The organism is Bacillus mycoides (genome assembly GCF_018742245.1).
Taxonomy (GTDB): domain Bacteria; phylum Bacillota; class Bacilli; order Bacillales; family Bacillaceae_G; genus Bacillus_A; species Bacillus_A cereus_U.
Genome location: NZ_CP036132.1, coordinates 4,408,111 through 4,421,058, shown reverse-complemented (window position 1 = coordinate 4,421,058; position 12,948 = coordinate 4,408,111). Strand labels below are relative to the sequence as shown.

Below are 12,948 nucleotides of genomic sequence, written 5' to 3'. Positions count from 1 at the left end.
CCCGTTAATGCGGGATAAATCCTACGCCAGTACTTTCAAGTTTTTGTGCTCCTTCAATAATCGCTTTTTTCATCGCCTCGTGATCAATAGGGCGATCCATGTAAAACGGTGTTGGGCACGAATAAATCATCATATGAGGAAAGTCCATATCATGCTTTGCTCCGTATATTGTTTGACACTTTGCTACAACTGTATCGACGAATGGTCCAGTTGATTTTGGTCCCATTCCTGCTAGTATTCCGATCATTGCTTAGTCCCCTTTAATATTTAATACATCCATTATATAGGAGAATAAGAAAAAGACGTGCAGTGAATGCACGTCTTTTTCTTATTCTATTGTGTTGTGTCGAATCGTCGATATATTATCCCGCTATTTGTGGGCAGTAACACTCCCACCTCAAAATTCAGCTGGAGCAAAGAAGTTAGGCGGTAGATCAACTACCCATAAATGCCCGATTGGTGAGGGCTGATTAAAGTTTCACTTTATCGCTTTTCAATCGCCACAATAAATGGCGGGTTGTTTTGCTGGTTAATGAAGCCGTATCGCAAAACGTGAGCTTGTTTTTGATCTAGTTCTTCTGCAAATTTAAGTACAGCGTCACGTTCTACTTGTCCTTCTGGATGTCCGTGGTAAATGACAAGGACGATGATACCTTCAGGTGCCATTAGTTCTAGCAATTGTTCAATCGCCGAGATTGTTGAGTTCGGTTTTGTGACGATATGTTTGTCACCGCCAGGAAGGTAACCTAAGTTGAAGATTGCGCCTGTTACTTTTCCTTTTGCATCTTCTGGTAATACGGATACAAGTGTGTCGTGACTATCGTGGACTAAAACAGTACGTTCGAAAAGTTCTTTTTCTTTTAGTCGGATAGTAGAGCTTTCGATCGCTTCTTTTTGAATATCGAATCCAAATACTTTTCCGTTATCTCCAACGATTTCAGCTAGGAAGCAAGTGTCATGTCCATTGCCAAGTGTTGCATCTATAGCGTAATCACCTTCTTTTACTGCTGTTTGCAGTAGCATGCGAGCAAACGGTAATACACGTTCTAATTTCATTTTTGTTTCTCCTCATTTGCATATTTTCCTTGCCAGCTTCCGCGGCGTACAAATTCTGCATCGATGGAATTTAATACTTCCCATTTATTTAAGCTCCACATTGGACCGATCATTAAATCAGGTGGACCGTCACCTGTGATGCGGTGAACAATTACATCTGCTGGAATAATCTCAAGTTGGTCAACAACGAGACTTACGTAATCTTCAAGAGAAAGGAATTCTAATTGTCCTTTTTCATATTGCTTCACCATTGGCGTTCCTTTTAATAAATGAAGTAAATGAATTTTAATTCCTTGTACGTCAAGCTTTGCAACTTCACGAGTTGTTTCCATCATCATGTCGTAATCTTCAAGGGGAAGACCGTTAATAATATGAGAGCAAACTCTAATACCGTGCTTGCGTAATTTATTTACGCCTTCAACGTAAGATGGATAATCGTGAGCGCGATTAATAAGGTTTGCGGTGCGCTCATGAACAGTTTGCAATCCGAGTTCAACCCAAAGGTAAGTGCGTTTATTTAAATCCGCTAAATATTCAACAACATCGTCAGGTAAGCAATCTGGACGAGTCGCAATAGAAAGACCGACAACGTCTTTTTCTGCTAGAAGCGGTTCGAATTTTTCTTTTAACACTTCAAGTGGTGCATGTGTATTTGTGTACGCTTGGAAATAAGCGATACATTTTCCGTCTTTCCACTTTGAGCGCATTTTTTCTTTCATTTCATGATATTGAGTTATAACATCATCGCGGCGATCGCCAGCGAAGTCACCAGATCCAGCGGCACTGCAAAATGTACAGCCACCATAAGCAACTGTACCGTCACGGTTCGGGCAATCAAAGCCAGCATCTAATGAAACTTTAAAGACTTTTTCACCAAATTCATTTCGTAAGTGGTAATTCCATGTATGATAACGTTTATTGTCATTTGTATATGGAAAAGGGTTTTGAACCTTCATTATTTTCCCTCCTAAGACGAGTCAAAATGAAACAAAATCCATTATAACATACTCATAAGGTTCATATGGAAGGGACACACTAAAGGAGAATTGAAGCAAGGAGGGACAAGTATGGCAGAGCGTCAATCACTTGAATCGTATATTACACAAGCGGAAGAAGCGGTGGAATATGCGAAAGAACAATTAGACCAAGGCATGAGACAAGAGCATTACAATACGATGGAGTATTCAGATGCGCAGTTGCAATTAGAACAAGCATATAACGACTTACAAACGATGCAGCAACATGCGAATGATGAGCAACGTGAGCAGTTAAATAGAGCACGGATGGCAATTCGCCAATTGCAACATCAAATGATTATTACACCGCACTAATAAAGGAGTGAATGTAATGGCGAAACGTTCAGATCAAAATAACCCAGAGCAAAAAACGCAAAATGGACATAACGCTGAATTTTCAAATGAACTTGATCCAGTTGTTCAAGTGAAACAGCGTAACAGTAAAAAAGGACAACCTCAAAGATCGAAGCAATCAGAGTAAACCAGGTCGAAATACGACCTGGTTTTATTTTATTACAAAAGTGTAAGGTAAATGTAATGTTAACAAATAGCAGTTCCCCTCCAAAAGGCGCAAAATAGGTAATGGAAAAACAAGCGTAGGAGGATATATATGACGAAACCAGTTGTAGACGTGAAAAACGTTCAAAAAGTGTACGGTAAAAAAGGTGAGAACCAATCACATGCGTTAAAAGGCGTATCATTCTCAATTCAAGAGGGTGAGTTTGTAGGAATTATGGGACCATCTGGTTCTGGTAAAACGACATTATTAAATGTAATTTCAACGTTAGATAAAGCAACAGGCGGCGTTGTTGAAATTGCGGGTACGGATATTACGGAAATGAAACAAGGTGAGCTTTCAGATTTCCGTTCACAAAAATTAGGGTTCATTTTCCAAGACTTTAACTTATTAGAGAACTTATCTATTTATGAGAACATTGCACTTCCACTTTCCCTTCAAGGTGTTCCATCACGTAATATTGGACCGAAAGTAGAAAAAGTAGCTGATATGTTAGGAATTTCAGAAATACTTCAAAAGTATCCAACTGAAGTATCTGGTGGACAAAAGCAGCGTTCAGCAGCAGCGCGCGCTTTAGTACATGAGCCTGCAATTATTTTAGGTGACGAGCCAACAGGAGCTCTTGATTCTAAAAATGCAGCGAGTTTACTTGATGCGATGACAAACTTAAATGAAGAACAAGGCGTATCGATTATGATGGTTACGCATGATCCATATAGTGCAAGTTACTGTCAGCGTATTTTATTCATTCAAGACGGTGAGCTATATAAAGAAATTCACCGCGGTGGTACACGTGAAGAGTTTTATAAAGAAATTTTAGATGTGCTTGCAGACTTAGGCACACAAAAAGCGTAAGAAAGGAGGGCCCAGTATGTTATTTAAACTTTCCATGTCAGGGCTGAAAAGTAAGTTGAAAGATTATATCGTCTTACTTGTTGGTCTTGTCATGTCCATTTCAATTTTTTATATGTTCCAAACATTAGCATTAAACGAAGCCTTCCTTAAGGGAAATTCTACTATTGGCCAAATTGGATTCGTATTCCAAGCAGGCTCATTTTTATTAGCGATAATAACCTTCTTCTATATTTTATATGCGAACTCTTTCTTACTATCTCTTCGTCAAAAAGAGTTTGGTATGTATATGATGTTAGGAGCAAAAAAGCATAAAGTTACATTACTTATGTTTATTGAGACAATTGTATTAGGTGCTGCGTCTCTTGCGATTGGACTTGCAGTTGGTATAGGACTTGCAGAAGGTATCGGTCAGTTGTTAATGAAACAACTCGAATTTGCGGGTGAAGGTTATAAAGCATTTTATTTACCATCTATGACTGTTACTTGCATCTTCTTCTTTGCATTATTTGTATTATCAGCAATTATGAATAGTATTAAATTATCCCGTATTTCTGTATTACAACTTGTACATGCAGATGCACAAACAGAACGTGTTGCAGTGAAAGGAAAAATGACAGGTTTAGTTGCATTCCTTGCGGTTATTTTATTAGGTATTGGTTATGCATCAATGATTTATATGGAAAAGCTAAGAGAAATGGGAATCCTTATTGCATTAATTACAACAACAGCTGGTACTTACATGCTATTTGGATCGCTTCTTCCGGTTATTATTAAAAAGTTAAAAAGTAATAAAAAACGAAGCGAAAAAGGGCTTAACGCTTTTACTTTTGCACAATTAAACTTCCGTATTAATAGTTTAACGAAAGTGCTTGCGACAGTAGCAATGTTAGTTGCTCTTGGAGCGGGTGCAATTTCAGGTGGTATGGCGTTTAAAAATAACGTTATAAAAATGGTAGATGGTTTAGTAATATATGATTCAGTAGTTCATAACCCAACAGCTGAAGAAAAGAAAATTTTAGACGGTATTACATTTAAAGAGAAAAACGAATATCGTTACAAAGTAGATGATAAATACGTTTACTATATAAAAGAGGATTTAGAGAAAAATCGTCCTTTAGTAAAAGATATGACAAACATGAAGTCGATGAAAGATTTAGTGAATACGAAGAAAGCTTCAGAGGAACTACCAGTAGGTGCAGTTTCTAGAGAAATGAATGAAAAAGATGCGAACGCTAAAGAACTTCCAGAAGAATGGGTTGATGCTTTTAGTACAATCCATCCATATTATATATACGAAGATCATGCGATTAAAATTGTAGATCAAAAAATGTACGATGGGATAAATGGTAAAGAAGGTATAGCATTTATCGGAAAAGCAGATGATTTCTTAACATACACAAAAGAATGGAAAAAACTTGACGAGTTGCAGCTAGATAAATATAAAAATGTAACGGCTGAAAGAATGAACAGTAAATATCAAGCTTACGATATGTTCTACGGTGTTGCGAGTGGAACAGTGTTTATGGGCTTCTTCCTTGGAATTGCTTTCTTAGCAATGATGGCAAGTTGCTTAATGTTTAAAATTCTGTCTGGTGCATCAAAAGATATTACGCGTTATCAAATGCTTCGTAAAATCGGTGTGCGCCGTGAATTATTAACGAAATCAATTTATAAAGAGTTATTCTTAGTATTCCTATTCCCAGCAATTGTGGGTATTGCTCACGTATTAGTTGGTATGAATATTTTCGGATTTATTTTAATGGATCCATATTTCCGTATTTGGGTACCAATTGTAATTTTCGTAGTTATTTATGCGATTTATTACTTCATTACAGTTCAATTGTATAAAGGAATTGTTCTTCCAAAAGAGGACTAATAACAAAAATACCGAGCATAGGGTGCTCGGTATTTTTCGTTATTTTCAGAAAAAATAACGAAAAACATTGATATGTTACTTAATTATATTATAGAATATAATTAAGTAACATAAACTAAACATATAAAGTAGCAGGAAATGAAAGGAGGAATCCAACTTGCAGAAAGAAGATGGATCTTTATTTGAAGTTATAGGTATAACGCTAAGGTCCAAAGAAGTTTTACTATTTTCATTTTTATCCCTCGTTATTTTTCTAACCGCAACGTATTTTTACAATAGTAAGTTTCCAAATCATAAATATCCAGAATTTTTAGGTGCATTAAAGTATATCGCTCCAATTGTATAGCGTAAAAAATTTAAAAGGAAATGGATAATACATGGAATTCCCATAGCATGATAAGGTAAAATGGACAACATGATGAGAAAATTACCGTTCATAAGATGAGGAGAATACATGTATGGAAGTTGTAGAGGCATTAAAAGATATAAGCCAAATTGAGGCTATGAAAAAATATTTGAAAGAGCATTCCCAGCGAGATTATCTTTTATTTGTTATTGGGATTAACACTGGATTAAAAATTACAGAACTACTGAGTATTAAATTTGAAGATGTATTACATGAAGATGGAACTGTTAAAGAGTTTTATGCTCTTCCTGTGAAAGATGAAAAGTTTAAACAAGATATTTATTTAAATACAAAAGTAAAAGAGGCGCTTTTAGCGTACGTACAATCTTTTGATATTCAAAGAGAAAACTACGTATTTCAATCTAATAAAACAACAAATTCAATCTCACGCCAACAAGCGTATCGTGTTATCCATAGTGCAGCTGAAGCGGTCGGAATACTTGGTAAGATTGGAACGAACTCAATGAGAAAAACATTTGGATTTCATGCATATAAAAGAGGCATAGCAATCGCACTGTTGCAAAAACATTTTCATCACGCGACTCCGTCAGAAACGTTAAAGTATTTAGGGATATCAAAAGATGAAAAGTTTAAAACAGAGATTGATGTAGATTTGTAAAAGGGAAGAGCCGTAACTAAAAAATTTTAGGAGGCGGGAATATGAATATTAGAGAGAGTGAACTACCAGGCATTGGATGTAAATTTGAAGTGATAACAAAGGGTAATGAAAAAATGGTTATTGTTATTCACGATGATGGACGAAGGGAAATATATCATTTCGATGCGGATCATGATGAGAGTATTTCAAGCATTTCTCTTCGCGATTCTGAGGCGAGACAAATTGCGGCTATATTAGGCGGGATGGTATATAGACCACAAGCTTTAGACACGATTGAGATGGCTTTTGAAGGATTATCAATTGAATGGTTTAAAGTAGAAAATAACGCACCAGTGGTACAAAAAACAATTGGTAGCTTACACGTTCGAAAAACATATAACGTAACAATCATTGCTATTTTGAAAAAGAATATGAAGAAATTCTTTAATCCAGGCCCAGATTCTATCATTGAAGCTGGCGATATGCTCGTATTATCGGGCGAAAGACATGAAGTGAAAAAAATTATTAATGAGTTACTTTCAGCAGGAGGTGACTCGTAATCGATGGATACTTTAATTTTTGAAGTTGGAACTGCGTTAGTATTAGTAGCTTTTGCAGCTATCCTCGCTGCAAAGTTAAAGTTTTCGATTATTCCGTTTCTCATTATACTCGGTATGTTAGTGGGGCCTCATGCCCCAGATTTAGGACTTATCGATTTAAGGTTTATTGAAAGCGGAGAAGTTATTTCCTTCCTCGGCCGTGTTGGCGTCATATTCCTCCTATTCTACTTAGGCTTAGAATTCTCAATAAAAAAATTAATTAAATCAGGAAAGTCGATTGCTTTTGGGGGTAGTGTTCATATATCGCTTAATTTCATATTAGGTTTACTTTATGGATATATAATGGGCTTCCCCTTACTAGAAACATTAATTATTGCTGGAATTATTACAATCTCATCGAGTGCAATTGTAGCGAAAGTAATCGTTGATTTAAGAAGAACTGGTAATAAAGAGACAGAACTAATTTTAGGAATCATTATGTTTGATGATATCTTTTTAGCTGTATATTTATCAGTCGTTTCAGGATTAGTACTCGGAGGTGCAACGTCATTTGTAGGTGCTCTTACATCCGTGTTAATCGCAGTAGGATATATGTTACTATTCTTTGTAATTGCTAGAAAAGCTACGCCGTTTCTAAATAAAGTATTAGATATTTCGTCAAACGAAATTTTTATTATCGTAATATTCGCTATTTTATTCTTTGTAGCAGGATTTTCAGAAACAATTCATGTTGCGGAGGCGATTGGAGCTTTATTATTAGGACTCGTCTTTTCTGAAACAGAGCATAGTGATCGAATCGAGCATCTCGTCGTCCCGTTTCGTGATTTCTTTGGAGCTATATTTTTCTTCAGCTTCGGTTTAAGTATAGATCCGTTTTCGCTTGGAGGAGCAGTATGGTTGGCATTAGGAGCAGTTTTCATTACCCTCATCGGTAATTTTACAGCTGGAATGATTGCAGGGCGTAAAGCCGGGTTATCGCATAAGGCTTCTACGAATATCGGTTTAACACTTATATCACGTGGGGAATTCTCCATTATTGTCGCGAATCTCGGAATAGCGGGTGGCTTAATGGCAACGATTAAACCATTCTCAGCTTTATATGTTTTAATATTGGCGTCGTTAGGGCCATTATTAACGAAGGAGTCTGGGAGAATATACTCTCTACTAGACAAAATATTTAAATGGAGTGCTAAAGAACGTGCAAAGCGAGAAAAGGAAGTTGGATAACCTTTCGCGAGGGAACGATTCCATTATTTATAGATTAATATTTTACAAAGACGATTAGAATACATTCTAATCGTCTTTGTGCTATTATCTGAATTTCATCAACTATTAATCAGTTGCCTTCCTATTTAAAAACGACTACAATTTTACTGTTATATATATGAACGAAAAAAAGAGAATAGGAGGGGAGACTATGCCAAGGAAAGTATGGCTATTAGTAGCTGGGATGATTATTAATGTCACGGGTGCTTCTTTTTTATGGCCTTTTAATACAATTTACTTACATGATAGTTTAGGGAAATCTTTATCAGTAGCCGGAATGGTATTAATGATCAACTCGCTTACTGGTGTAATCGGAAACTTGCTCGGCGGTGTTTTATTTGATAAATGGGGCGGTTATAAATCAATTTTAGTAGGGATTGTCATTACACTTGTATCGATTTTAGGTCTTGTGTTCTTCCACGGTTGGCCGTTATATGTTGTGTGGCTAGCATTAATCGGATTCGGTTCTGGAATGGTGTTTCCATCGATGTATGCGATGGTTGGTACGGTTTGGCCAGAGGGCGGAAGACGAGCATTTAATGCGATGTATGTTGGACAAAACGTTGGTATTGCTATTGGAACAGCGTGCGGTGGTTTAGTTGCGTCTTATCGTTTTGATTATATTTTCTTAGCGAACTTTATTTTATACTTTATTTTCTTCTTAATTGCGTTTATCGGATTCCGTGGTATGGAAGCGGAAAAAGGGCAAGAGGTACAAAAAGAAGCTGAAACGAAAAAAGGGTGGTCACTTACACCTGGATTTAAAGCACTTCTTATCGTATGTGTAGCATATGCTTTATGCTGGGTTACATACGTACAGTGGCAAGGGGCAATTGCGACGTATATGCGAGAGTTAAATATTAGTCTTCGTCACTACAGTTTATTATGGACGATAAACGGGGCGATGATTGTTTGTGCACAACCGCTTGTTAGTATGCTAATTCGCTGGATGAAGCGTTCTTTAAAACAACAAATTATGATTGGAATTGGTATTTTTGCGGTTTCATTTATTGTACTAAGCCAAGCACAGCAATTTACGATGTTCCTCGTTGCGATGGTGACATTAACAATTGGCGAGTTATTCGTATGGCCGGCAGTTCCGACCATTGCAAATATACTTGCACCGAAAGATAAGTTAGGGTTTTATCAAGGGGTTGTAAATAGCGCAGCGACTGTAGGGAAAATGTTCGGACCGGTTGTTGGCGGAGCGATTGTTGACTTATACAATATGGAAGTATTGTTTATAGCGATCATGGTAATGCTTGTATTAGCACTTATAGCAACGAGTATTTATGATAGACGAGTAAAAGTAGAAGAAACAGTTGAAGAAAAAATTGCAGTTTAGTTTGACGGAACATGCAACATGTTTTAGAATATATTTAAATAAATAGTACTAAAATAACCTTTGGAACAAGGGAGATAGCTCGGCTGTCCTAAGACGAATTCGTTAGCTATAAAAAGTAACGATTAACCGAGAAGCCCCCGCTTCAAGTAAGCTTGTAAGAGATACTAAGTGGTGGGTAGTTCACATTAACTCATATTTGTAATAACAGTGAGAAGGAGTAGTAGTAATAGAAGCTGGTTTAGAGAGTTGACGGTCGGTGCAAGTCAATCCACGTTTCGTTATGAACTCGCCTTTGAGTTGCAGTTGTGAAATCATTAGTAGCAATTGCCGTTAATCCACGTTACGGATCTAAGCGAATGTATTTATTACATTAATTTAGGGTGGTACCGCGGGAATCTATAACCTCTCGTCCCTTTCTAGGGATGAGAGGTTTTTTGTATTTTTGGCGGTGAAAATAAATGGAATTTCAAGGAGGGTATCTCATGAGCTTTAATCATCAAGAAATTGAGAAGAAGTGGCAAGGTCATTGGGAAGAGAATAAAACATTCCGTACGCCAGATGAGACGGAAAAACCAAAATTTTATGCACTAGATATGTTCCCATATCCATCAGGTGCAGGCTTACACGTAGGGCATCCAGAAGGATATACAGCGACAGATATTTTATCTCGTATGAAGCGTATGCAAGGGTATAACGTTCTTCATCCAATGGGATGGGATGCATTCGGTCTTCCAGCAGAGCAATATGCACTTGATACTGGAAACAGCCCAGCAGAATTTACAGAGCTTAATATTAATACGTTCCGTAATCAAATTAAAGCATTAGGTTTCTCTTACGATTGGGATCGTGAAGTAAATACAACAGATCCAACCTACTACAAGTGGACACAATGGATCTTCCTAAAACTATTTGAAAAAGGTTTAGCTTACGTTGATGAAGTACCTGTAAACTGGTGCCCAGCACTTGGTACAGTACTTGCGAATGAAGAAATAATTGACGGTAAGAGTGAGCGTGGTGGACATCCAGTTGAGCGTCGTCCGATGAGACAGTGGATGTTAAAAATTACAGCTTACGGAGATCGTCTATTAGAAGATCTAGATGAGCTTGACTGGCCAGAAAGCTTAAAAGATATGCAGCGTAACTGGATCGGTCGTTCTGAAGGTGCAGAAGTACACTTCAACATCGATGGTACAGATGAGAAATTTACAGTTTTCACAACGCGTCCTGATACACTATTTGGTGCAAGCTACTGTGTACTTGCTCCGGAACATGCACTTGTTGCTGACATTACAACAGCAGAGCAAAAAGAAGCTGTAGAAGCTTACATTAATTCTGTAAAAATGAAGAGCGACCTAGAACGTACAGAACTTGCGAAAGAGAAAACTGGTGTATTCACTGGTGCTTACGCAGTTAACCCAGTAAATGGTGAGAAATTACCAATCTGGATCGCTGACTATGTTCTTGCAACTTACGGAACAGGTGCTGTAATGGCAGTTCCAGCTCACGATGAGCGTGATTATGAATTCGCATCAACGTTCAATCTTCCAATGAAGGAAGTTGTAAAAGGCGGAGACATTTCGAAAGAAGCATATACAGGCGATGGTGCGCACATAAACTCAGCATTCCTTGATGGTTTAAATAAAGAAGAAGCAATCGTAAAAATGATTGAGTGGCTTGAAGTAACAAGCGCAGGAAATCAAAAAGTAACGTACCGTCTACGTGACTGGTTATTTAGCCGTCAACGTTACTGGGGTGAGCCAATTCCTGTAATCCATTGGGAAGATGGTACAATGACAGCTGTGAAAGAAGAGGAATTACCATTAGTTCTTCCGAAAACAGAGAACATTCGTCCTTCAGGTACAGGTGAGTCACCACTTGCAAACATTGAAGAGTGGGTAAATGTTGTTGATCCTGAAACGGGTAAAAAAGGTCGCCGTGAAACAAATACAATGCCACAATGGGCTGGTAGCTGCTGGTATTACCTACGCTATATCGATCCAAACAACAGCGAAGCACTTGTAGATCCTGAAAAAGTAAAACAATGGCTTCCAGTTGATATTTATATCGGCGGAGCAGAGCACGCTGTACTTCACTTACTATATGCACGTTTCTGGCATAAAGTATTATATGATATCGGTGTAGTTCCAACGAAAGAGCCGTTCCAACAACTATTCAACCAAGGTATGATCTTAGGTGAAAACAACGAGAAAATGAGTAAATCAAAAGGTAACGTTGTAAACCCGGATGATATCGTAGCAAGCCACGGTGCAGATACACTTCGTCTATACGAAATGTTCATGGGACCATTAGATGCTTCAATCGCTTGGTCTGAAAATGGTCTTGACGGAGCTCGTCGTTTCCTAGACCGTGTATGGCGCCTATTCATTCAAGATAACGGTGAATTAAGTGAGAAAATTACTGATGCACCAAACAAAGAGCTTGAAAAAGCTTACCACCAAACAGTGAAGAAAGTAACAGAAGACTATGCAGAGCTTCGCTTCAACACAGCGATTTCTCAAATGATGGTATTCATCAACGATGCATACAAAGCTGAAACACTTCCGAAAGAATATGTAGAAGGTTTCGTAAAAATGATTGCACCAGTTGCACCTCACATCGGGGAAGAACTTTGGAGCAAGCTTGGATACAATGAAACAATCACATATGCAAGCTGGCCAACATTTGATGAGTCTAAACTTGTAGAAGATGAAGTTGAAATCGTTGTTCAAATTATGGGAAAAGTTCGCGCAAAACTAACAATGAGTAAAGACGCATCAAAAGAAGAAATGGAACAACTTGCACTTGAAGCAATTAAAGAACAAATCGAAGGAAAAGCAGTTCGTAAAGTAATTGTCGTTCCTGGAAAACTTGTTAACGTTGTTGCAAACTAATTAATTATTAATAAAAGCTCAGAGCGTTTATGCTCTGAGCTTTTTTATGTGAAAAATAAGTTCTGAATCACCTTCATCTAAGTTTTCGATTATTCCACTACGCATAAATCCATTCGCTTTAAAAACTTTTTGCATATTTGTATTCGATTCGTTCGTTGAAGAAAATATTTTTTGAGTAGGAGAATTATTTAACATATATGAGATTAATGAGCTTGCATGACCTTGTCTTCTTTTCGTTGGCGAAACAATTATTAATAAGAGGAAAGTACAACAAAAGAAATTTGTATCGTATGTTAGAAAACCGGAAATAGAATTGTCCTCTTTTGCAATTATGCAGTTTCCTTCATCAATAGCACGTTTAATATAATTTCGTCTATTATCATTTCCAATCACGTCGATATCTATATCTCCGATTGAATCTAAATCAGTTATTTCAGCCTTCGTTATGATCATCAATACAACGCCCTCCTTTTAGAGTGAATAATCAGTTAATTTATTTTGACACGAATGGAGAACAAATAAAAAAGAGCGGAATTCCCATATAGACAAACACCTATTCTTC

13 protein-coding genes, 1 pseudogene and 1 other annotated feature are annotated in these 12,948 nt (G+C 37.3%); of the genes and pseudogenes, 10 read left to right on the top strand and 4 right to left on the bottom strand.

Annotated elements, in window-relative coordinates; translation table 11 throughout:
* Positions 1-13: 13 nt before the first annotated feature.
* The 3 genes and pseudogenes from EXW56_RS22710 to EXW56_RS22700 all read right to left on the bottom strand — a co-directional run.
* Positions 14-247, bottom strand: a pseudogene (locus EXW56_RS22710) (amino-acid racemase); the annotation flags it as partial.
* Positions 248-483: 236 nt separating this feature from the next.
* Positions 484-1,056 (bottom strand): tRNA 5-(aminomethyl)-2-thiouridylate-methyltransferase MnmM, encoded by a 573-nt coding sequence (locus tag EXW56_RS22705; protein ID WP_199659268.1) that lies wholly within the window; start codon positions 1,054-1,056, stop codon positions 484-486.
* A complete protein-coding gene (locus EXW56_RS22700) occupies positions 1,053-2,012 on the bottom strand; it encodes a tRNA modification radical SAM protein MnmL/YtqA (protein ID WP_215596966.1) in 960 nt (319 codons plus the stop codon). The genes EXW56_RS22705 and EXW56_RS22700 overlap by 4 nt, the downstream gene beginning before the upstream one ends.
* A 111-nt stretch (positions 2,013-2,123) precedes the next feature.
* Here EXW56_RS22700 and EXW56_RS22695 point away from each other — a divergent pair, with 111 nt between their 5' ends.
* The 10 genes from EXW56_RS22695 (at position 2,124) to leuS (ending at position 12,386) form a co-directional block, all read left to right on the top strand.
* Complete coding sequence (locus EXW56_RS22695) at positions 2,124-2,387, top strand: YtzC family protein (RefSeq protein ID WP_002112394.1); 264 nt, start codon at positions 2,124-2,126, stop codon at positions 2,385-2,387.
* 16 nt (positions 2,388-2,403) lie between these two features.
* Positions 2,404-2,553 carry a hypothetical protein gene (locus tag EXW56_RS22690; protein ID WP_001129345.1) on the top strand — a complete coding sequence of 50 codons (150 nt, stop codon included), beginning with the start codon at positions 2,404-2,406 and terminating at the stop codon, positions 2,551-2,553.
* Between the two features lie 129 nt (positions 2,554-2,682).
* On the top strand, positions 2,683-3,444 hold the full coding sequence (locus EXW56_RS22685; protein ID WP_002199082.1) for an ABC transporter ATP-binding protein: 762 nt from the start codon (positions 2,683-2,685) through the stop codon (positions 3,442-3,444).
* Between the two features lie 16 nt (positions 3,445-3,460).
* Positions 3,461-5,320 (top strand): FtsX-like permease family protein, encoded by a 1,860-nt coding sequence (locus tag EXW56_RS22680; RefSeq protein WP_002199083.1) that lies wholly within the window; start codon positions 3,461-3,463, stop codon positions 5,318-5,320.
* Positions 5,321-5,477: 157 nt separating this feature from the next.
* Positions 5,478-5,666: a hypothetical protein gene (locus EXW56_RS22675; RefSeq protein ID WP_215596965.1), complete on the top strand. Its 189-nt coding sequence runs from the start codon at positions 5,478-5,480 to the stop codon at positions 5,664-5,666.
* Positions 5,667-5,778: 112 nt separating this feature from the next.
* Complete coding sequence (locus EXW56_RS22670; RefSeq protein WP_002199084.1) at positions 5,779-6,345, top strand: tyrosine-type recombinase/integrase; 567 nt, start codon at positions 5,779-5,781, stop codon at positions 6,343-6,345.
* A 41-nt stretch (positions 6,346-6,386) separates the two neighbouring features.
* On the top strand, positions 6,387-6,884 hold the full coding sequence (locus EXW56_RS22665; protein WP_002199085.1) for a cation:proton antiporter regulatory subunit: 498 nt from the start codon (positions 6,387-6,389) through the stop codon (positions 6,882-6,884).
* Positions 6,885-6,887: 3 nt separating this feature from the next.
* Positions 6,888-8,111, top strand: coding sequence for a cation:proton antiporter (locus tag EXW56_RS22660; RefSeq protein WP_002199086.1), 1,224 nt, complete (start codon positions 6,888-6,890; stop codon positions 8,109-8,111).
* A gap of 190 nt (positions 8,112-8,301) precedes the next feature.
* Positions 8,302-9,495, top strand: a complete 1,194-nt coding sequence (locus EXW56_RS22655; protein ID WP_215596964.1) for an MDR family MFS transporter — start codon at positions 8,302-8,304, stop codon at positions 9,493-9,495.
* 198 nt (positions 9,496-9,693) lie between these two features.
* Positions 9,694-9,912: a binding site (T-box leader), on the top strand.
* Positions 9,913-9,977: 65 nt separating this feature from the next.
* Complete coding sequence (gene leuS, locus EXW56_RS22650; protein ID WP_033710716.1) at positions 9,978-12,386, top strand: leucine--tRNA ligase; 2,409 nt, start codon at positions 9,978-9,980, stop codon at positions 12,384-12,386.
* Positions 12,387-12,413: 27 nt separating this feature from the next.
* Here the strand turns inward: leuS and EXW56_RS22645 are convergent, their stop codons facing one another.
* Complete coding sequence (locus EXW56_RS22645; RefSeq protein WP_427224956.1) at positions 12,414-12,839, bottom strand: GNAT family N-acetyltransferase; 426 nt, start codon at positions 12,837-12,839, stop codon at positions 12,414-12,416.
* Between the last annotated feature and the right edge of the window lie 109 nt (positions 12,840-12,948).